At 62.6% G+C, this 19671-nt stretch carries 24 protein-coding genes; 6 read left to right on the top strand and 18 right to left on the bottom strand.

All coding sequences use genetic code 11. The features are described from left to right. Positions 1-12: 12 nt before the first annotated feature. Both NKH83_RS17150 and grxD read right to left on the bottom strand, forming a co-directional pair. Positions 13-1212 (bottom strand): multidrug effflux MFS transporter, encoded by a 1200-nt coding sequence (locus NKH83_RS17150; RefSeq protein WP_254817732.1) that lies wholly within the window; start codon positions 1210-1212, stop codon positions 13-15. Between the two features lie 207 nt (positions 1213-1419). Further along, on the bottom strand, positions 1420-1755 hold the full coding sequence (gene grxD / locus NKH83_RS17145; RefSeq protein WP_023674712.1) for a Grx4 family monothiol glutaredoxin: 336 nt from the start codon (positions 1753-1755) through the stop codon (positions 1420-1422). Between the two features lie 559 nt (positions 1756-2314). Here grxD and NKH83_RS17140 point away from each other — a divergent pair. Further along, positions 2315-2725: a phosphodiester glycosidase family protein gene (locus NKH83_RS17140; protein ID WP_352806186.1), complete on the top strand. Its 411-nt coding sequence runs from the start codon at positions 2315-2317 to the stop codon at positions 2723-2725. 12 nt (positions 2726-2737) lie between these two features. Here the strand turns inward: NKH83_RS17140 and NKH83_RS17135 are convergent, their stop codons facing one another. The 3 genes from NKH83_RS17135 to NKH83_RS17125 all read right to left on the bottom strand — a co-directional run bounded on the left by NKH83_RS17135 (position 2738) and on the right by NKH83_RS17125 (position 6854). After that, on the bottom strand, positions 2738-2971 hold the full coding sequence (locus NKH83_RS17135; protein ID WP_023674714.1) for a BolA/IbaG family iron-sulfur metabolism protein: 234 nt from the start codon (positions 2969-2971) through the stop codon (positions 2738-2740). Positions 2972-3055: 84 nt separating this feature from the next. Next, on the bottom strand, positions 3056-5293 hold the full coding sequence (gene purL / locus NKH83_RS17130) for a phosphoribosylformylglycinamidine synthase subunit PurL (RefSeq protein ID WP_352477361.1): 2238 nt from the start codon (positions 5291-5293) through the stop codon (positions 3056-3058). A gap of 148 nt (positions 5294-5441) precedes the next feature. Next, complete coding sequence (locus NKH83_RS17125; protein WP_352477362.1) at positions 5442-6854, bottom strand: aminotransferase-like domain-containing protein; 1413 nt, start codon at positions 6852-6854, stop codon at positions 5442-5444. A 92-nt stretch (positions 6855-6946) separates the two neighbouring features. On the opposite strand from NKH83_RS17125, the gene NKH83_RS17120 reads away from it, so the two are divergent. Beyond that, entirely contained in the window at positions 6947-7192 is a 246-nt protein-coding gene (locus NKH83_RS17120) for a DUF1127 domain-containing protein (protein WP_352477364.1), read from the top strand. A gap of 14 nt (positions 7193-7206) precedes the next feature. On the opposite strand, the gene NKH83_RS17115 is transcribed toward NKH83_RS17120, so the two are convergent. From NKH83_RS17115 to purC, 6 genes are read right to left on the bottom strand one after another with little or no spacing between them, the layout of a single operon-like run. Continuing rightward, complete coding sequence (locus NKH83_RS17115) at positions 7207-7848, bottom strand: Pr6Pr family membrane protein (RefSeq protein ID WP_352805960.1); 642 nt, start codon at positions 7846-7848, stop codon at positions 7207-7209. Between the two features lie 4 nt (positions 7849-7852). Beyond that, positions 7853-8263, bottom strand: a complete 411-nt coding sequence (locus NKH83_RS17110) for a hypothetical protein (RefSeq protein WP_352477366.1) — start codon at positions 8261-8263, stop codon at positions 7853-7855. A gap of 2 nt (positions 8264-8265) precedes the next feature. Then, positions 8266-8931, bottom strand: a complete 666-nt coding sequence (locus tag NKH83_RS17105; RefSeq protein ID WP_352477367.1) for a glutathione S-transferase family protein — start codon at positions 8929-8931, stop codon at positions 8266-8268. Positions 8932-8962: 31 nt separating this feature from the next. Continuing rightward, positions 8963-9631, bottom strand: coding sequence for a phosphoribosylformylglycinamidine synthase subunit PurQ (gene purQ / locus NKH83_RS17100; RefSeq protein ID WP_352477368.1), 669 nt, complete (start codon positions 9629-9631; stop codon positions 8963-8965). A gap of 1 nt (position 9632) precedes the next feature. Further along, positions 9633-9875: a phosphoribosylformylglycinamidine synthase subunit PurS gene (gene purS / locus NKH83_RS17095; protein WP_352477508.1), complete on the bottom strand. Its 243-nt coding sequence runs from the start codon at positions 9873-9875 to the stop codon at positions 9633-9635. Positions 9876-9915: 40 nt separating this feature from the next. Further along, positions 9916-10710 (bottom strand): phosphoribosylaminoimidazolesuccinocarboxamide synthase, encoded by a 795-nt coding sequence (purC, locus tag NKH83_RS17090; RefSeq protein WP_023674725.1) that lies wholly within the window; start codon positions 10708-10710, stop codon positions 9916-9918. Between the two features lie 270 nt (positions 10711-10980). Between purC and NKH83_RS17085 the strand changes: the two genes are divergently transcribed. Both NKH83_RS17085 and NKH83_RS17080 read left to right on the top strand, forming a co-directional pair. Further along, positions 10981-11301 carry a DUF1476 domain-containing protein gene (locus tag NKH83_RS17085; RefSeq protein ID WP_254817651.1) on the top strand — a complete coding sequence of 107 codons (321 nt, stop codon included), beginning with the start codon at positions 10981-10983 and terminating at the stop codon, positions 11299-11301. 118 nt (positions 11302-11419) lie between these two features. Next, positions 11420-12193 carry an HpcH/HpaI aldolase family protein gene (locus NKH83_RS17080; RefSeq protein WP_352477369.1) on the top strand — a complete coding sequence of 258 codons (774 nt, stop codon included), beginning with the start codon at positions 11420-11422 and terminating at the stop codon, positions 12191-12193. On the opposite strand, the gene NKH83_RS17075 is transcribed toward NKH83_RS17080, so the two are convergent. Next, positions 12190-12738 carry an RBBP9/YdeN family alpha/beta hydrolase gene (locus tag NKH83_RS17075; RefSeq protein WP_352477510.1) on the bottom strand — a complete coding sequence of 183 codons (549 nt, stop codon included), beginning with the start codon at positions 12736-12738 and terminating at the stop codon, positions 12190-12192. The genes NKH83_RS17080 and NKH83_RS17075 overlap by 4 nt on opposite strands. Positions 12739-13009: 271 nt before the next feature. On the opposite strand from NKH83_RS17075, the gene NKH83_RS17070 reads away from it, so the two are divergent. After that, complete coding sequence (locus NKH83_RS17070) at positions 13010-13822, top strand: VOC family protein (RefSeq protein WP_352477370.1); 813 nt, start codon at positions 13010-13012, stop codon at positions 13820-13822. Positions 13823-13827: 5 nt separating this feature from the next. On the opposite strand, the gene NKH83_RS17065 is transcribed toward NKH83_RS17070, so the two are convergent. The 4 genes from NKH83_RS17065 to NKH83_RS17050 are packed head-to-tail and all read right to left on the bottom strand — an operon-like array spanning position 13828 to position 17004. Then, on the bottom strand, positions 13828-14400 hold the full coding sequence (locus NKH83_RS17065; RefSeq protein ID WP_254817654.1) for an RBBP9/YdeN family alpha/beta hydrolase: 573 nt from the start codon (positions 14398-14400) through the stop codon (positions 13828-13830). Further along, positions 14400-15707: an adenylosuccinate lyase gene (gene purB / locus NKH83_RS17060; protein ID WP_352477371.1), complete on the bottom strand. Its 1308-nt coding sequence runs from the start codon at positions 15705-15707 to the stop codon at positions 14400-14402. The genes NKH83_RS17065 and purB overlap by 1 nt, the downstream gene beginning before the upstream one ends. Positions 15708-15766: 59 nt before the next feature. Further along, on the bottom strand, positions 15767-16267 hold the full coding sequence (locus tag NKH83_RS17055) for a hypothetical protein (protein ID WP_352477372.1): 501 nt from the start codon (positions 16265-16267) through the stop codon (positions 15767-15769). Positions 16268-16278: 11 nt separating this feature from the next. Further along, on the bottom strand, positions 16279-17004 hold the full coding sequence (locus NKH83_RS17050) for a DUF2259 domain-containing protein (protein ID WP_352477373.1): 726 nt from the start codon (positions 17002-17004) through the stop codon (positions 16279-16281). Positions 17005-17249: 245 nt separating this feature from the next. On the opposite strand from NKH83_RS17050, the gene NKH83_RS17045 reads away from it, so the two are divergent. Beyond that, complete coding sequence (locus NKH83_RS17045; RefSeq protein ID WP_254817658.1) at positions 17250-17504, top strand: DUF2171 domain-containing protein; 255 nt, start codon at positions 17250-17252, stop codon at positions 17502-17504. 47 nt (positions 17505-17551) lie between these two features. Here the strand turns inward: NKH83_RS17045 and NKH83_RS17040 are convergent, their stop codons facing one another. Both NKH83_RS17040 and NKH83_RS17035 read right to left on the bottom strand, forming a co-directional pair. Next, a complete protein-coding gene (locus NKH83_RS17040) occupies positions 17552-18571 on the bottom strand; it encodes a P1 family peptidase (RefSeq protein ID WP_352477511.1) in 1020 nt (339 codons plus the stop codon). 14 nt (positions 18572-18585) lie between these two features. Continuing rightward, positions 18586-19659: a branched-chain amino acid ABC transporter substrate-binding protein gene (locus NKH83_RS17035; protein WP_352805950.1), complete on the bottom strand. Its 1074-nt coding sequence runs from the start codon at positions 19657-19659 to the stop codon at positions 18586-18588. Between the last annotated feature and the right edge of the window lie 12 nt (positions 19660-19671).

Below are 19671 nucleotides of genomic sequence, written 5' to 3'. Positions count from 1 at the left end.
GCGCAATGTGCATTAAACCGGCGGGTTATGCGGCTGGAATAGTCTGCCGCGCTCGGCCAGCAGGATCATCAGCAGCGCCGCCACCGACACGCTGCAGAACCCGGCGGCCAGCGGCGTCACCGTGCCGTTGAAGGCTTGGCCGATCAGCGTGCCGAGAATGCCGCCAAGAAATGTCTGCATGAACCCAAGGATCGACGACGCAGTGCCGGCCAGGTGCCCCAGCGGCTCCATAGCGAGCGCGTTGAAGTTCGCGCCGAGCGCGCCGAACGGGACCATGGCGCAGGCAAAGAAGGCAATGAAGAGCCATAGCGGCATCTTCATTTCGATGGAAACGACCAGCCAGGCAAGGCTGATTGCCAGAAACAGCAGCAGCGCGCTTTGCGACAGGCGGCGCATGCCGATACGGCCGACGAGGCGCGAATTGAGGTAGTTCGAAAACGCAAGCACGCCGGCAACCCCCGCGAAGATGACCGGGAACATCTCACCGACATTGAACACGCTGACATAGATCTGCTGGGCCGAGGCGATGAAGCCGAACATGGCGCCGAAGATGAAGGTGCTGGCGAAGGCGTAGCAGAGCGCGATGCGGTTGGTGAGAACGATGCGGAAGCCGCCGATGATGGAGGACAGCGTCAGCGGCCGGCGATATTCGGGATGTAATGTCTCGGGCAGGCGCAGCAGCGACCAGGCGGACACGATCAGCGCGCCGGCTGCCATGGTGACGAAGATCACATGCCAGGTCGCAAACAGCATGATGAACTGGCCGATACCGGGCGCGACCACCGGAATGGCCATGAACACCATGAAGATCAAGGACATGACTTCGGCCATGCGCCTTCCGTCGAACGTATCGCGCACGATCGAGACGGCAATGACGCGCGTCGCCGCCGCGCCGATGCCTTGCACGGCCCGGCATAGCAGAAGCGTGGCGAATGACGGGGCGATTGCCGCAGCGCCGGCCGCGACGACGTAGATCACCAGCCCTGCGACAAGAGGCGCGCGGCGCCCGAAACGGTCCGAGATCGGCCCGAAGAACAGCTGTCCGCCCCCAAAGCCAAGGATATAGGCGGTGACCACATATTGCCGGTGGTTTTCATTTTCGACGCCAAGCGAAGCGCCGATCTGCTGCAGCGCCGGCAAAATAATGTCGATGGCCAGCGAATTGAGCGCCATCAGCGCCGCGCACAGCGCAATGAATTCCCAGCGCGGAATGGGCAAGGTGCTTGCCTTTTGCTGCGCTTGTGCTTGCTGATCCACGGCCAGTCCGATCCTCAACGAAAATGCGCCGGCTGGCCGACGCATCCATTCGTTGATTGCCCCGATGTCGGGCAGAACTTTTTGCCAAGGTGGGGGCTGCCCCGGCGCTTATCGCTTGACCCCCGAAAATCGCAGTCGGAAGGTCATACGCAGAAACAGAAGTCAGGCGGCGCCTTTGACGCTGACGCCTTTTTCGACGAGGAAGGTCTGCAATTCGCCCGCCTGGAACATCTCGCGGATGATGTCGCAGCCGCCGACGAACTCGCCCTTGACGTAGAGCTGCGGGATGGTTGGCCAGTTGGAGTAGTCCTTGATGCCTTGCCGCAGTTCGGCCGACGTCAGCACGTCGACGCCCTTATAGTCGGCGCCGATATAGTCGAGGATCTGCACGACCTGGCCGGAAAATCCGCATTGCGGAAAGCCGGGGGTGCCCTTCATGAAGAGAACGACGTCGTTGCCCTTCACCTCATTGTCAATGTAATCGTTGATGCCGCTCATGGAATACCCTTTCATGCCTGTGGGAGTCAGGCTCGAACATTACCCTTCAAATAAACCCATGGGTTGCGCGAAACAAGATGTTTGCCGCCTTGCCATGCAAATGGCGCAAAGGAAGGTCTGATCTTGGGCCAAGCCGTTGGCCACCATTTGTCCCGAGGCGTGATGAAAAGACGGTATCTCGCCGGGGTCGTCCTCGCCGTTCTGTTCGCCGCACTGTCCTTGATCTGGTGGGCCAAGTCGCCGAGGCAGCCACCTCTCGTCGTCGGCGGTGGATTACCGGCGCCGTGCCGCGACGCGAGCTTCGAGGCGGTCGCCTATGTCGTCTGCGAAATCGATCTGCGCCGCTATGACATCGGTGTGTTCCACGCAGGCATTGACGGCAAGGCTTTCGGTTCACTGGACAAATTCGACAAGGCGATGGCGGATCAGGGCCGGCCGGTGCTGCTCGCCATGAACGCCGGCATGTATCACCAAGACCTGACTCCGGTCGGCCTTCTCGTCGAGGACGGCCGGGAGAAGGCGCCGATCAACCTCGCCGACAGCGAAGGCAAATTTCTTCCTGAAACCGAACGGCGTCTTCCTGGTCCGGAAGGATGGCAAGGCGGCGGTCATCGAGACAAGCGCCTATGTTGCGACCAGACTGGACGTGATGTTTGCCACGCAATCCGGCCCGATGCTGGTGATCGACGGCCGGCTTCATCCCCGCTTCGAGCAAAACGGCACATCGCGCTATATCCGCAATGGCGTCGGCGTGCGTGACGAAAACACTGTCGTGCTGGCGATCTCGCGCTCTGAGGTCAGCCTCGGCAGCTTCGCCCGACTGTTTCGAGACGCGCTCGATTGTCCCAGCGCGCTTTTCTTCGACGGGGCCGTTTCGGCGCTGTCGAACGGCGAGCGGATGATTGTGGGTGGAAACTATCCAGCCGGGCCGATCATCGCCGTGACCGGTAAGAAGCTTGCGAGCCGGTAACTGCAAGAGAGCTCAGTCCGGCACGCTGGTCTGCAGGGCAAGCGCGTGCAGCACGCCGCCCATGTTGCCCTTCAGCGCGTCATAGACCATCTGGTGCTGCTGGACGCGGCTTTTCCCGCGAAAGCTTTCGGCCACAACCTCAGCCGCATAATGGTCGCCGTCGCCGGCCAGGTCGCGAATGGTCACCTTGGCGTCCGGAATGCCTTCCTTGATCAGCCGTTCGATGTCGTGGGCGTCCATTGCCATATGAGGATTCCTTGTTCAGGTCGTGATCTCATATATGGTCGAAAAGGCGGATGAACCACACCGAAACGGCCCCGCTTGATCACATCACGGGTCCACGACCTCATTTGCCATGAAGCGAGGGAACCAGGATTCGTGGGCGGCGGTCAATTCGCTGACCGGTATCGCACGCGCCTCGCCCAGCTTCAATTCGCTGCCGCCGGTCGAGCCGATCCACGGTGCAAAAATGCCGAGTTTGCTTTGTTGTTCGCGAATGGCGTCCCATTCCTCGCTCTGCGGATCGATCGACAGCGTCAGCAGGTAGCGGCCCTGATCCTCGCCGAACCAGACGGGGATCGGATCCGTACCGATCAGGCCGGGAATGGTCGCGCCGATGCCGGAGGCCATCGCCATCTCGGCCAGCGCCACCGCGATGCCGCCGTCGGAAACGTCATGCGCCGCGCTAACGACACCGGAGCCGATCAGCGCCCGCACATGGTCGCCGACCCGCTTCTCGTGGTCGAGATCGACCGGCGGCGGCGGGCCGTCGGCGCGGCCATGGATGTCGCGCATATAGGCGGACTGGCCAAGATGCCTGCCCCACATGGTCGGCGCGCCGACCAGCACGATCATCTGGCCTTCGGCGGCAAAGCCGATCCGCACCATTTTCGACCAGTCGGCAATCAGCCCGACGCCGCCGATGGTTGGTGTCGGCAGGATGCCTTGGCCGTTGGTCTCATTGTAGAGGGAGACGTTGCCGGAGACGATCGGAAAGCCAAGCGCCCGGCAGGCATCGCCGATGCCTTTCACGGCACCAACCAGCTGGCCCATGATCTCCGGCCGTTCCGGATTGCCGAAATTGAGGTTGTCGGTGGCCGCGAGCGGCAGAGCGCCGGTGGCGGTAAGATTGCGCCAGCATTCGGCAACGGCCTGCTTGCCGCCCTCGTAAGGGTCGGCCTCGCAATAGCGCGGCGTCACGTCGGAGGAGAAGGCGAGCGCCTTGGTCGGGTGGCCATCGACGCGCACGACACCGGCGTCGCCGCCGGGAAGCTGCAGCGAATTGCCCTGGATCAGCGTGTCGTACTGCTCCCACACCCAGCGGCGCGAGGAAAGGTCCGGTCCCCCCAGCAGCTTGAGCAGTGCGTCGGCCACATCGGCTTGAGGTGCATCGCCGACCAGCGGCGCCGGCTTCTTCGGTTCGACCCAGGGACGGTCATATTCCGGCGCCTGGTCGCCGAGATCCTTGATCGGCAGATTGGCGACTTCATCGCCCTGGTGCAGCACGCGGAAGCGCAGATCGTCGGTGGTCTTGCCGACGATGGCAAAGTCTAGGCCCCATTTGTGGAAGATCGCCTCGGCCTGTTTTTCCTTTTCGGGGCGCAGCACCATCAGCATGCGCTCCTGGCTCTCCGAAAGCATCATCTCATAGGCGCTCATGCGCTCTTCACGCACCGGCACCTTGTCGAGATCGAGCTCGATGCCGAGGTCGCCCTTGGCGCCCATCTCGACCGCCGAGCAGGTGAGGCCGGCCGCACCCATATCCTGGATGGCGATAACGGCGCCGGACGCCATCAGTTCGAGGCAGGCTTCGAGCAGGCATTTTTCGGTGAACGGATCGCCAACCTGCACGGTGGGGCGCTTCTCGTCGATCTTGTCGTCGAACTCAGCCGAAGCCATGGTGGCGCCGCCGACGCCGTCGCGGCCGGTCTTGGCGCCGAGATAGACCACCGGCAGGCCGACGCCCTTGGCCTCGGACAGAAAGATTGCGTCTGTCTTCGCGAGGCCCGCGGCAAACGCATTGACCAGGATGTTGCTATTGTAGCGGGCGTCGAAATTGACCTCGCCGCCGACCGTCGGCACGCCGAAGGAATTGCCATAGCCGCCGACGCCAGAAACGACGCCGGCAACGAGGTGCCTGGTTTTGGGATGATCCGGCGCGCCGAAGCGCAGCGCGTTCATCGCCGCGATCGGCCGCGCGCCCATGGTGAAGACATCGCGCAGGATGCCGCCGACGCCGGTCGCAGCTCCCTGATAAGGCTCGATATAGGAGGGGTGGTTATGGCTCTCCATCTTGAAGACGACGCAGTCGCCGTCGCCGATGTCGACCACACCGGCATTCTCGCCCGGGCCCTGGATGACTTGCGGCCCGGTGGTCGGCAGCGTGCGCAGCCACTTCTTCGAGGATTTGTAGGAACAATGCTCGTTCCACATAGCCGAAAAAATACCAAGTTCGGTAAAGCTCGGTTCGCGCCCGACCAGGTCGAGGATGCGCTGGTACTCGTCGGGCTTCAGCCCGTGCGCGGCAATGAGTTCAGGAGTGATCGGCACGGAATTGGAAATGGTCATGATCGGCAATTGTGTCCTCGGGATCGAGTCTCGTCTTATCGCAAGCTTTGCAGCCGATACACCCCGTCGGATGACTAAAACGATGGAAAGCAACAGCTGACGGCAAGTAGCGAAAGATCGCCACTCGACCCGCCGGTTTCAAGCCGGTTCAGGAAAAGCTGTCGTAGCCGGCGCGGCCCTCGTCCAGAAGCCGCCGGATCACCGCGACGCCGTGCGCGATATCGTCCCGCTGTCGCGGCTGCGAGATGCCAAACCGCACGCCGTGAAAGGCCTGTTCGGAACGCCCTGCCTTGAACTCATCCTCGTCGTCGATGAGCACGCTATGTTCGAGGCAAGCCTGTTTGAAAGTGCCGGACAGCCACGGGTCGGGCAAAGTGAGCCAGACGAACGGCACATTGTCCAGCGCCTGGAAGTCGAAGCCGTCGAGTGTCTCGCGCACGATCGCGATGCGCGCACCGATCTCGGCAATGCTGCGCTTGCGCATCTCGGCGGCCTGACCGGACAGCACCAGCCGGCTGCCCACCTCCGCCAGCAGAAAGGGCAGGCCGCCCGTCATCATCTTATGGGCGACCCGGATGCGGTGACGGTAGGCCGGCGGGCAAGCGAGCCAACCGCCGCGAACACCCGCCGCGACCGATTTCGACAGGCCGCCGGCAACGATGGTCCGTTCGGGAGCATATTCGGCCATTAAAGGCGTTGGGTCATCGGTCAGTCCGCCATAGAGATCGTCCTCGATCAGGACGACGTTATATTGACGGGCGACATGCGCGATTGCTTCGCGGCGCGATGCCGACAGCGTTGTCAGCGTCGGGTTCTTGGCCGTCGGCATCAAAAACATCATCTTCGGATGCTTTTGTGCGCAGACGCGCTCGAAATCCTGGGGATCTATGCCCTCGTCGTCAGCCGCCACCAGTGCGGTCCGGCGACCGATCAGGCCGGCACTGCGGGAGATCTGCGAATAGGTGAGGTGCTCGAAGACGACATAGTCGCCTGGGGCGGTGAGTCCCGCAATGGTTGCCATCACCGCGGCGTGGGTGCCGAGCGTGGGAACGATTGCATCCGCCGCCGGGCGATAGGAATTGCGCGACAGCCAGCGCCTGCCCGCTTCCAACCAGCGGTCCGGGAAATCACGAGTATAGCTTGAAATCTCATGCGGATGGTCTTGCGCCGTGCGTGTCAACACGTCGGCGACGATGGCACCCTGGCCGACATCCGGTGCGGCCGTGCTATCGAAGCGCAGCTTGTCGCCGGGCGCATCCATATAGCGTGTGCCTTGTTCGACCGGCCCTAGGAAATCCGGCTTTGCGCTCTCCGACTGTTGAGCGATAACGTAGGTTCCGCGGCCGACCTCGCCGCTGACCAATCCCCGCTCGCGCAGCAATTGATAGGCCCTGCCGACCGTGCCGACGGTCGTGCCGATGTCGTATGCCAGATCGCGCTGCGGCGGCAGCTTTGCCCCTGCACCGATCAGGCCGCGGTCGATGTCCGTCTCGATGGAATCGGCAAGCCGCTGATAGAGCGGGCCGGTGCGGGCGGTCAGGTCTGGAAGCCAACTTGTCATGGTGACAATTTTTTACATTGCACCGAAATGAGAGTCAATACATATGAAGCGGGCCGCACGAAAGGCACAATTGCAATCTTGGCAGAAAGACAATGGGCGCAATAGAGACAATCCGCTACGCGGCAGTTGAATTGACCGGAAGCCGCTCGTCGGGCCGGAGATCCTATGTTCGCCGGATCGCGCAAGTGGTCACGTCATTCGTCCGATGGATCGACGGTCTGCTGGAGCGCCGGCGCAGTCGGCTGGTCCTGCTCGAGATGACCGACGATCAGCTCAAGGACATCGGTATCTCGCGCTGCGATGCCCATCGTGAAGGTCTGAGGCCGTTCTGGGACTGATGCGTTCGAGCGCTTCAGCGGACGCTCGCCGTCCTGAGCCGCGCGACGCCACGGTCCACAAGCACCGCCACAATACATAGCACGAGAAAAAGCCCCGTGATGGCCACGGCCGAGACGGCGACGCTGGTCGCGCCGTTCTTGGCGAGATCTAGGAACGGGTAGGGCACTTCACCGGCAATCGGCGCCCGCAGCAGCGCGTAGGCCAGATACGCGATCGGATAAATCATCCACCAGGAGATGTCACGCCACCGCGTCGAGCCGTCGGCGCCCGCCACAAGCCACCACAGCACGAACAACACCGGCGTCACATAGTGCAAGAGCACATCGCAGAGCAGGAACAGCCCTCGCGGCTGCCAAAGCTGCGCCAAGACCGTTGCATAAACGATGAGAACCAGCGTTATGGCGACGGCTACGCCCGCCCGCATCCGTGGGGCGGCAAAAGCCGGAAACCAGGCATAACCCGCTGACGACAGCAACGAGGCATGGACGAGCACCGCGCCGATATTGGTCAGGATGGTGAAGAAGCTGAAATAGAAGACCAGCGAGCCGACAAAGCCGCGGCCGGCTTCCATTGATGCCGGGACGGTGATGCAGAGCTGCAGGACGAGCCCGGCCAGGCCGACGACCAGACCGGTGATCTGCAGCAAGCGACCCATTGGGCTAGGCAGCAGCAGCGCAGGCCGGATTGCCCGCCTGCCAGCGGGCAATGTCCGAGCCGATGCGGGCGCCGAGCGGTTCCGACATCAATGGGCCGAACACGTCGACGCGGCTCGAATTGCCTTGCGCCTGCACGACCAGCAACGGCTTTCCGCCATAGTGTTTGGCCGGCACCAGCAGGAAGCGCGGCGTGCCGCTGAACGAATTCAGTTCGTTGGCCATCTGGTAGGATTTGAACGCAGGGTCCTTGCTGGCGATCCAGCATTTGTGGGCAGCTATTGCCACCTGCTCCATGGCAAGCAGTGACGCGCTCTTGCCCGCCGGCGCTGGCGTGCTCTTCGGGCCTGACTGGCAGGAGGCGAGTACAAGACCGGCGGAAGCGGCGAGGGCGAGGCGGGCCAGTGTCGATCGCATGGTCAAGCGGCGCCCATCTCGAGTTCGGACAGAAAGATCTTCAGACCGTCTGTCATCTCACCCCAGACGCGCGACAGCGCCGGATGCTGCAAGGCGATTTGCTCATAGGCATCGAATTTCGGATAGGCATCAAGCAGGTCGGGGCGGCCGATCGTCGCCCTAAAATTGTTGAAGACGAAGCGGGTCGGCGTCAGCCACGCATCGGCGAATGAGATGTCGTCGCCGAGTGCAAACGGGCCATGCGCCATGCGGGCCTCGATTGCCGCAAGCCCGTGATGCAGTCGGGCGAACTGTGCCTTGATCTCGGCCTCGTTGCGCTGCGGCACGAAATAGAGCTCAAACAGCTTCATGGTGGGGGCGAGCACGTCAAGGTCGGTGATGCGAGCGAACATGCGCACCAATGCCCGGTCCTTCGAATCCTTGGGCAGCAGCGCTGGCTCGGGAAAGCGCTCCTCCAGATATTCGGCAATCACCACCGATTCGACGATCGTTTCGCCCGAGCCGGTGATCAGCACCGGAATCCGGTTCAGCGGCGAGATGGCACGAAATGCCTCGGGGATGGGAAACCCAGGCGGCGGTGCAATGACCTTCAGCGGCACGTTCTTGATGTAGGCCAGCGCCCGCACGATCGACGAATAGGGCGACAACGGCCGCGAATAGAGTTTCATGACCGTCGCTCCAGGAGGAAAATTGAAGGCATCAAGCGGCGATGCCCAAGGCGCTTTCGAACAGCGCCCGGCCGTCGCTGCCGCCATGCGCCACTTCGATCAGGTTCTCGGGATGCGGCATCAGGCCGAGCACGTTGCCGCGGCCGTTAACGATGCCGGCAATGTCGTTGATCGAGCCGTTGGGATTGGTGCCTTCGGCATAGCGGAACACCACCTGGCCTTCGCCTTCGAGGCGGGCCAAAGTTTCGGCGTCGGCAAAATAATTGCCGTCATGGTGCGCCACCGGCGCGCGGATGATCTGGCCCGGCTGGTAGCGGCGGGTGAACATCGTGTTGGCATTGGCGATCTGCAGCTTCACCTGGCGGCAGACGAATTTCAGCGAGGTGTTGCGCATCAAAGCGCCCGGCAGCAGGCCGGCCTCGACCAGGATCTGGAAGCCATTGCAGACGCCGATGACCATGACGCCCTTGGCTGCCTTTTCGGCGACAGCCCGCAGTACCGGCATGCGCGCGGCAATGGCGCCGCAGCGCAGATAATCGCCAAAGGAAAAGCCGCCGGGAATGGCGATCAGGTCGACATCGGGAATTTCGGTGTCCGTCTGCCAGACGGTGACCGGCGGCGTGCCGGAAATCTTGGTCAGCGCCGCGATCATGTCGCGGTCGCGATTGAGGCCGGGGAGCAGGACGACGGCTGATTTCACCTCAGGCGATCTCCACCGCGTAATTCTCAATCACCGTATTCGCCAGAAGCTTGTCGCACATGGCTTTCAGATCGGCCTCGGCCTTGGCCCTGTCGCCCTCGGCAAGCTCGACATCGAAAACCTTGCCTTGCCGCACCTGGCCGACGCCGCCGAAACCCATTGCGGACAGCGCATGCTCGATTGCCTTGCCTTGTGGGTCTAGCACGCCGTTCTTGAGGGTTACGGTAATGCGGGCCTTGATCACGCTGGACATGCTCCTGTTCACCTGTTGAGCGGGCAAGCCATCAGTGCGGCTTGCCTTTGACGCCGTCGGTCGATGCGACCAGCACCGGCCCGGCCGGACGCGGCGGTTCGTTCTCGTTCATGATGCCGAGGCGGCGGGCAACTTCCTGATAGGCTTCGACCAGCCCGCCCATGTCGCGGCGGAAACGATCCTTGTCGAGCTTGTCCTGCGTCGCCACATCCCACAGCCGGCAGGAATCCGGCGAAATCTCGTCGGCGACGACGATGCGCATCATGTCGCCTTCGAACAGGCGGCCGCATTCGATTTTGAAATCGACGAGCTGGATGCCGACGCCCATGAACAGTCCGGAAAGGAAGTCGTTGACGCGAATGGCCAGCGCCATGACATCGTCGATCTCCTGCGGGCTCGCCCAGCCGAAGGCGGTGATGTGCTCTTCCGAGACCATCGGATCGTCGAGCGCATCGGCCTTGTAATAGAATTCGATGATCGAGCGCGGCAGCACGGTGCCTTCCTCGATGCCGAGACGCTTGGCCAGCGAGCCGGCGGCGACGTTGCGCACCACCACTTCGAGTGGAATGATCTCGACTTCCTTGATCAGCTGTTCACGCATGTTGAGCCGGCGGATGAAGTGGGTCGGAATGCCCATCCGGTTGAGATGATTGAAGATGTGCTCGGAAATGCGGTTGTTGAGCACGCCTTTGCCATCGACGATTTCATGCTTCTTCTTGTTGAAAGCGGTAGCGTCGTCCTTGAAGAACTGGATCAGCGTGCCAGGCTCCGGTCCCTCATAAAGGATCTTGGCCTTGCCTTCATAAATGCGGCGGCGATTTTTCATCTGATTTTTCTCTGGATTTGCGGGCAGGCGGCAAGCGACCAGTTCCTGTCCGTCTGCCTAAAATAAGATGGCGACGGTGGGGTTCAATGCCGGTGTCTATCCCAATCGCACTGTTTGCTCAATCGGCAAATCCTTCCAATCAACCGCTTTCGGGGACCGAAATGCCGCAGCGCAGCAAGCAATGTAGCATATTGACCGGCCGGCGCCCTTTTGGTTTGTGCTCCGGCAACACATATTGGCACGACGAATCGGATTTCACGGAGGGATGCCATGAGCAGCATGAAAGACCGCGAAGAGGGCTTTGAGCGCAAATTCGCATTCGACGAGGAACTTCGGTTCAAGGCCGCGGCACGCCGCAACAGAGCGCTCGGCCTGTGGGCTGCCGAAAAGCTCGGCAAGTCAGGCACCGATGCCGACGCTTATGCCAGGGAAGTGGTCGTCAGCGACATTGAGGAAGCCGGCGATCACGACGTTTTCCGCAAGATACGCAAGGATTTTGATGCGGCCGGCATTGACCAATCGGACCATCAGATCCGCCGCACCATGGATGAATTGATGGCGCAGGCGATCGAGCAGATCAAGAACACCTGACCCTTTTCGATACCGATCGAATGCTGGACCAATCGACCGCTCGGCCCAACCGGGCGGTTTTTCTTTGCCTTTGCGGTCATTTCCGGCTGAATTGTTGCAACCAAAGAGGAAATCGCCAATGTCCCTGAAGTCACGCCTTGCGGCCGACGAGACACTGTTCACCGCATGGTCAGGCGTGCCGGATGCTTTGACGGTCGAGATACTGGCCAGACAAGGATTCGACGCGGTTACGCTCGACATGCAGCATGGTGGCCATCACGAGGACAGCGTGCTACGCGGGCTTGTACCGGTGCTGGCCGCCAACAAGCCGGCTTTGGTGCGCATCCCGGTCGGCCGCTTCGACATGGCCAGCCGCGCGCTCGACTTCGGCGCCGAGGCTGTGATTGCGCCGATGGTGAATTCAGTGGCGGACGCAAGGCTGTTTGCCGCCGCCATGAAATACCCGCCGCTCGGCGAGCGCTCCTGGGGCCCCACCTATGCCTTTCCGCGCCACGACAAGGGCGATCATGCGGACTGGCTGCGCGACAGCAACCAGCGCACCATGGCGTTCGCCATGGTCGAAACGCGCGCCGCGCTTGATGCACTCGACGGCATCCTCGACACGCCGGGTATCGACGGGATCTTCCTCGGCCCGTCGGATTTCTCGATCGCCTGGTCGAAGGGGACCACCGTCAGTTCGACGCTGGAGAGCATGATGGAGACCGTCGCCTCGATCGCCGAGCGCACCCGCAAGGCCGGCAAGCATGCGGCGATCTATGTGATGGAACCGGCCATTGCCGGTCGTGTGGTGTCGATGGGTTACCGGCTGCTGGCGATGGGTTCGGAGCATTCGCTGATTTCGCTTGGGGCAAAGACTCTGCTGAGCAGCGTCAGGGATTCGATCGCTTCCTAGAGATCCGTCAGGAATTTCGCGAACGTCATCGAACCTTCGGGCCAGGGGCCGAAGCCGGAATCCGCGTTGAGATGACCGGCATCGCCGGCGTCGATGAATAGCGAGCCCCAGGCCGCGGCAATGTCCTCGGCGACGCCAAAGGCGCAGAACGGGTCGTTGCGGCTGGCGATCACCACCGACGGAAATGGCAGAGGATCGCGCGGATAGGGACCGAAGGTCATCAGGTGCCTCGGCTTTATCTTTGGATTGGCGACATCGGGCGGCGCCACGAAGAAAGCGCCGGCGACCGGTCGCTCGAACCGAGACAATGCCTGGATGACCGCGGCGACGCCAAGCGAGTGAGCGACAATGACGACCGGCCGCTCGGCCTCGTTAACCGCCTTGGCGACACCGGCCGTCCAATCCTCGCGCACCGGCTTCGACCATTCCGTCTGTTCGACGCGGCGCGCTGTCGATAGTTTCGACTGCCAGCGGCTCTGCCAATGATCGGGGCCGGAATTGGTGTAGCCCGGCACGATGAGAATATCTGCTTCCCTGACTTTCATGGCGCGCATGTAGCGAGAGGCGCTGTCGGGTGCAACCGGGTATAAACTCAACAGCGACATGCAAACGCACCTCTCATGAGCCCGGTCTGCTCGCCATTGTGAACACCTTGTTCGCTTCTTGCGCTCTTGTGTGAACGATAGCGATCGACGATCTGTCGCCAGGAAAGAATGGCTGTTCCGAGATTTTGGCACGGACACGGCGTAGAATGATCGATGGCGCCGGGTTCCTCCGTTGGAAGCTTGTCGAGCGCCGGCTGAACGGAGCACTTTGATGAGCGAACTGCCTTTTGCCGCAACGACCCCGGTCAGCGTTGCCCGCGTCGGCTTGCGGGCGCGCGATGCAGAAAATCTCGCTGCCTACTATCGCAAAGTCGTCGGTTTACAGGAACTGAGCCGCGCCGGCGGCACGATTACGCTCGGCGCAGTCAATCGCCCTTTGCTCGACATCGAAGCGGATCCGGCTGCGAAACCCGATGACCCGCGCAGCGCCGGTCTTTTCCACACCGCCTTCCTGCTCCCTAGCCGGGTCGATCTCGGCCGCTGGATCAACCACGCCATCGCGGGCAAGATTGGCATCGAGGGCGCGTCCGATCATCTGGTCAGCGAGGCGCTTTATCTTACCGACCCGGAAGGCAACGGCATCGAGATCTATGCCGACCGCCGCCCCCAGGATTGGAAATGGAATGGCGACAAGATCGCGATGGCGACGGAGCGGCTGAACATTCCGTCGGTCATTGCCGAAGTGCCGGCCGGTGACGTCGGCTGGCAGGGCGCGCCGGAAAACAGCATTATCGGCCACGTCCATCTGCGGGTCGGCCGGCCGGAAGAAGCCGAAGCATGGTGGCATCAGGAGTTCGGTTTCGACACCGTGGCAAAATACGGTGGCGCGGCGGTGTTCCTGTCGTCCGGCGGCTATCATCACCACATTGGCGCAAATGCGTGGCAGAGCGCGAGCGCCGGTCGCCGCGATCCCGCCCGCTCCGGCTTGGCCTGGGTCGAGATGCGTTCGGACAATGTGGCTGATGCAACGACCCGCGAGGATCCGTGGGGCACGGTGATCAGGACCGTTCCCGGCAAGGCGTAGTTCGGTTAGAGCTTGGCCTTTTCAAGCAAGCGGCCAAGCATCAGCAGGCCCGCCGGCCATAGGCCGAGGCCGGCCTCGTTTCCCATGTGGCCGAGATCGCCGGCATCGGCGATATCCGCGCCCCAGGCTGCGGCAAAAGCGGTCGCCTTGTCGAAAGTGACGCGCGGGTCGCTGCGACTCGCCACCACCAATGCCGGGAAGGGCAGGCGCTTCAGCGGCATCGGCGCGAACGGGCGCACCGCGTCGAATGAGGGATCGGTATCCTCGACATTGGTCGCGGCAACCAGGAATGCCGCCGCGACCTTGTCGAGTTGGCTTTGACTGGCACTAGCAGCCCACTTCACCGCCGTCGCCACCGCCAGCGAATGCGCAAGTAGCACGACGCGGCGCGGTGCGGCGGCCACCGCCGCATCCACCTGGCCGATCCAGTCCCCGGGCTTAGGCCGGTCCCACTCGGCCTGCAGCACGCGGCTCGAATTGGGGAACACCCGGCACCAATGCGACATCCAATGATCCGGCCCGGAGTTGCCGCGCCCGGGCAGGGCAAGGAAATCGAAATCTCCGGCCGACGAAATCATCAGGCCTCTCCGAACACTCGGCTGAAGATCGTATCGACGTGCTTGGTATGATAGCCCAAGTCGAATTTCTCGCGGATCTCGGCCTCGGGCAGGGCAGCGACAACGTCCTTGTCGGCCAAAAGTTCCTCAAGAAAATCAGCGCCTTGCTCCCACACCTTCATCGCGTTGCGCTGCACCAGCCGGTAGGCGTCCTCGCGCGAAACGCCAGCTTGCGTCAGCGCCAGCAGCACGCGCTGCGAATGCACAAGGCCACGGAATTTGTTCATGTTCTTCAGCATGTTGTCGGGGTAGACGAGCAGTTTGTCGACAACGCTGGTCAGCCGTGAGAGCGCGAAATCGAGCGTCACCGTCGCGTCGGGCCCGATCATGCGCTCGACCGAGGAATGCGAGATGTCGCGCTCGTGCCACAGCGCCACATTCTCCATTGCCGGCAATGCGAACGAGCGCACCATGCGGGCAAGGCCGGTTAGATTCTCGGTCAGCACCGGGTTGCGCTTGTGCGGCATCGCCGACGAACCCTTCTGGCCGGGTGAAAAGTACTCTTCTGCTTCGAGTACCTCCGTGCGCTGCAGATGGCGCACCTCGATCGCCAGCCGCTCGATCGACGAGGCGATCACGCCGAGCGTGGCGAAGAACATCGCGTGGCGGTCGCGCGGGATCACCTGCGTCGACACCGGCTCCGGCTTCAGTCCGAGTTTCTTGGCCACGTATTCTTCGACATATGGGTCGATATTGGCAAAGGTGCCGACCGCACCGGATATGGCGCAGGTGGCGATGTCCTCGCGCGCGTGCACCAGCCTCTCGCGGCAACGCGAGAATTCGGCATAGGCCTGCGCCAGCTTGACGCCGAAGGTGGTCGGCTCGGCATGGATGCCGTGGCTGCGGCCGATGGTAATCGTATCCTTGTGCTCGAAGGCGCGGCGCTTGAGCGCCGCAAGCAGCCCGTCAATATCGGCCAGGAGGATATCGCTGGCCCTGGTGAGTTGCACGGCAAAACAGGTGTCGAGAACGTCGGAGGATGTCATGCCCTGGTGGATGAAGCGGGCATCCGGGCCGACGAATTCGGCAAGATGGGTGAGGAAGGCGATGACGTCATGCTTGGTGACGCGCTCGATCTCGTCGATGGCTTCGACATCGAATTTCGCCGCCCCGCCTTTCTCCCAGATGGTCTTAGCGGCCTCCTTCGGGATGACGCCGAGCTCGGCCAATGCGTCGCAGGCGTAGGCCTCGATCTCGAACCAGATGCGGAACCGGGTTTCGGGCGACCAGATGGCCACCATTTCCGGCCGGGAGTAGCGAGGGATCATCAGTCGGTCCTGACTTGCGAGAGCATTTGCCCGCGTCCTAACAGAGGCAGGCAAAATGCTCAACGTTGCTGGCGCGCAAACCAGACACTGGCGACAGCGAGCGCAATGAAACCGAGCGGAAAATACAGCCGGATGCCAAGGACGACGAACTGGTAGAGTGCCGTCAACATCGTGAACACGAACTGGAAAACCCAGGTGATGGTGAACGCGGGCGCATGCCATTGGACATAGTAGGAGCGGTATTGCAGCCCAAAGAGGCCGCCGGTGAAGACAATCGTCGCTGCGAGAAGGCAGACGAAGGCGGCGGCGAGGGCGATCTCCCAGTGGCGTCCGAGCGAGACGAGCCGCGCCAGGAACAGCCCAATCGGGAAAGCGAGCGCACCGCCGGCTGCATAAAGCAGCGAGACGAAGCGGATCTTTGCCGGGGTCTCCCAATTGTACTGCAGCAAATTGAGCAGCGCGCTGGCGCCCATCGCCATGGCCCACAGCAAGGCACCGGCAAATGCCGTGCGCAGCGACGGCAGAGCGCGGCGGAGACGATACAGGGCGCGATAGCGCATGGCGGGGAACGTCACAGGCGACCGGTTACCGCGATCCAGCGATAGTCCGGCCCCTCGAACCCGTATTGGCGCACTGCGATCAGCACGGCATAGGCGCTGAGGCTATCCAGTGAAAATGTCTGAACCGCGCCGATCTGGTAGCCATTCGGACAGCCTCTGCTTTGCGGGATCGATTTGTCCTCGTGAATAATGCTCGTCTGACCGCCGTCCTTCGCATCGATGCGCAGCAGGCGAAAGCCATTGATCTCGCCCTGGCTCTGGCAGCGCTCGGTGTCATTCATGCCGATCTGGTCGAGCCGGAACTCGAGCGGCTCGTCGACCGGCGAAAAGATCGGGCGCGGATTGACCACCATGCGGAAGGGATCGGCGGAAAGCTCGGTCACCGGGTTGAAGCCGGCGGTGATGCCGCGATTTGCCTTCAGTTCCGCTTGACTGACGATCGCTTCGCCCTTTTGCCGGGCCTGCAGCCGCGCCGCGTCCACCGGGGCATTCTCGTCGTCGAGCCGGACACGGATCGGCGAGCCCTTCAGGAAACTGTCGTCGGCCGTGTCGATATAATAGCGGTTTGCATAGGGAAATCCCGATCCGTCCTGGACGCCGTATTCCTCGAAGGCAAAGACCCCGCCATCGCGGCTGAAGCCGAGGATCTCAAGCTCGGCGACATCGCCTGCGTGGGCGGCGGCCAAAGTTGCAAGCTGGGCAAGCAGGCAGACGGCAAACAGAGCAAGATTTCGCATGGGGAATTCCATTCAGGCGGTGGACGCCGTTAAATTCCTATCACGATGCCGTCAAAAGATCGTGCTGACTGAAACACAAAGTCGATGCATCCAATCCGGCTGTCGTTTGTTATTGTCGGCAGCTTCACCGCATCGTGCCTTCCGAAAATCAGGATCGATTTCGGAAGGTACGGCGCATTGATTCAAAATGTTTTAGAGCGTCCTTTGCGCGTCCAAAAGCGCGCGGCGCTATAAGGGAGACCCCCATGACAGATGCAGCCAAGATTCGCGAACGTATGGAAGTGATCGGCGCCGACGGGGTCCATGTCGGTACCGTCGACAAGGTTGACGGAGATCGCATCAAGCTGACCAAGCGCGACAGCGGTGAGGGCGCTCACAGGGGTCATCACCACTTCATTCCTCTCAGCCTTGTCGCCGAGGTCGAGGGCCAGAAGGTGCGGCTGTCGGCAAACTCGGACGTTGCGGTCACGTTCGAGGAAGAAAAATCCGACCCCACTTGATCATAAGTCCAGTCCGGTTACGGCAAATCCGAATGAGCCCTGCGCGGTCAGCGCGACGACCAGACCGGGAACAGATCGCTCTCGGCCGGCGTCGCGGCAAAGACGCCGCGGCTGATGGCGCGCGCCATCGTGGCGCCGGCGGCGGCGTAGAGATCGATCGCATCGTTGGGCCTGAGCTCGATGCCACTCTTGCCCGTTGCCAGCGCGAAGACCAGATCGCCGTCTGCGGGCGTGTGCGTCGGCCAAATGGCACGGACAAAGCCGTCATGCGCTGATATCGCCAGGCGTTTGGCGGCGGCCTTCGTGAGTACCGCGTCGGTGGCGATCACGGCGATGGTCGTATTGGCGCCGGTTTCCGCCTGCTCTGCGGCATGCTTGTCACGGAACTTCAGCAGGATCTTTCTGGCATCGTCAGGCATTGGGTGGGGAAAGCCTAAGCCGCCGAACTCGTCGCCGATCTCGAACGGCGCCGCCCAGAAATGGCGGGTCCCGGCGACCGTCACCGAGCCCGTCGGGTTGACGGCGGCGAGCGCGCCGATGGTGACGCCGCTGTCCAGCACTGTCGAGGCCGAGCCGAGCCCGCCCTTCAGGCCGGAGCTCAAAGCCCCACTACCAGCGCCGGCAGTGCCGAGCGCAAAGTCGATCGCGGCGGCTTGCGCGGCTTCGTAGCCAAGGTCGCGGTAAGGCGGATACCGGCCCCAATCCTTGTCACCGCCATTGCGCAGGTCGAACAGGATCGCCGCCGGCACGATCGGCACCCGAAAGCCGCCGACCTCGACGCCGATGCCTCTTTCGCGCAAGGCCGCCTGCACCCCCGACGCGGCGTCAAGGCCAAAAGCCGAGCCGCCCGAAAGCACCACGGCATGGATGGCGTGGATCGAATTGTGCGGCTCGAGCAGGTCGGTTTCGCGGGTGCCTGGCGCACCGCCCAGGATTTGCACGCCGGCCACGGCCGGTTCGTCGCAGATGACGGTGGTCACACCGGATTTCAGCTTCGCATTCGCCGCATTGCCGACACGCAGGCCGGCGACGTCGGTGATGAGATTGCGCGGACCCGTACGGAACATCCCCGTGCTGGACATCATTGGCTCTCCGCCGGCACGAAACGGCCGCCGTCGAAACGGTAGGCTCGATAAGGATTTTGCGTCAGGTCACCTTTTTCGTCAAAGCGGATCGGTCCGATCGCCGTGGCGAAGTCATGCGCGGTCAGCACGTTGGCCAGTCTCTCGCCGGAGCTTTGCGTCAATGCCGAAGCCGACTTGGCGATCTCGACCGCGGCATAGGCGGGCAGGGTGTAACCTTCCGGCACGATGTTTTGCCCGGCAAAGCTCTGCAGCACCTTGGGGTCGGCGACATCGGCCCATTCGGGCGGCGCGATCATCAGCGTGCCGATGGCATAAGGCACATCGCCGAGCGGCGCGCGCAACGCTTCGCCGCCCGCAAACACCATGCCGGTATTTAGCTGGCCAGCATCCCGGCCCATAACGGCGACATCATCGCCGTCGCCGCCGGCAAAGACATGCGTTGCGCCGGCTTTCTTAAGTCGGCCGATCAGGCCGATCTGGTTGTCGAGCTGCGGCCGGAACGTGTCGACGAACACCGGCTTCAGGGCCGCTTGCTCGGCGGCTGCCCGAAACGTCTCGGCCATTTCGCGGCCATAGATCGTGCCGTCGTCGACGATGGCGAACAGCTCGGTCTGCCATAGGCGGGTGAGGATGGCAGCGACGGCATTGCGCTCGTCGTCGCCGCGCGGCCCGAGACGATAGATCGGCCATCCCGTCTTGGCGCGCCGGTCGGTCAGGCTTTCCGTGCGAACGCCGACTGTGATCACCGGTATGCCGGCATCCTTGAGGATCGGCAGAGCCGCCTCGATTGCGTCGGTGCACAAAAACCCGATGACGACGTTGACCTTGGCCGCGGCGAACTCCCGCGCGGCGGCGGCGCCACCATCGGCCGTGCAGGCGTCATCGATCGTCGTGATTTCGGCGTCGTTCGCTTCAGCCGCCATTGTCGCGCCTGCCTCGATCTGTTTGCCGAGGATCGCCGACGGCCCCGACAGCGGTGCCGCGACGCCGACCAGCAGCCTCTCGGCGCTCGCACCCCCGGCGACCGAGAGCCAGGCCAGCACCGCTATTGTGGTTGTCCAAGGTCGCATGCGAGCGAAGAA

The organism is Mesorhizobium sp. M0909 (genome assembly GCF_040319515.1).
Lineage (GTDB): Bacteria > Pseudomonadota > Alphaproteobacteria > Rhizobiales > Rhizobiaceae > Mesorhizobium.
Note: the sequence above shows the minus strand (reverse complement) of the source record. Positions and strands in the feature narration are given on the sequence as shown.